Here is a 311-nt window from a genome sequence, read left to right on the forward strand (position 1 = left end):
ATTGAGATTGTGGTTGAGTTGGCTGTTTTTTTATGGTTTTAAAACCTCTCATTTCTTCCCAAATTCTGAAAACAAAGTATCGAGCGGTGAAAAGAGTTTGTGGGTGGAAAGCTGGGCAATTTGAAGATAAATCAACGTCGTGTCTATACTTTCGTGACCGAGAAGATTTTTGATGCTCAAAATATCCATCCCATCTTCCAGAAGATGCGTCACAAAACTGTGACGAAGCGTATGAACACTAACTTCTTTCAAGATTTTTGCTGCTCTTGATGCCTGTTTTACCGCCCACTGAACGCCTCGTTGTGAGTAGC

At 40.8% G+C, this 311-nt stretch carries 1 protein-coding gene; it reads right to left on the reverse strand.

The features are described from left to right. Positions 1-48 precede the first annotated feature (48 nt). Positions 49-311: tyrosine-type recombinase/integrase (locus DRF58_RS18275; RefSeq protein ID WP_157966758.1), on the reverse strand; the 263-nt coding region annotated here is incomplete at its 5' end.

It is taken from the genome of Epilithonimonas hispanica, assembly GCF_003385395.1.
Taxonomy (GTDB): domain Bacteria; phylum Bacteroidota; class Bacteroidia; order Flavobacteriales; family Weeksellaceae; genus Epilithonimonas; species Epilithonimonas hispanica.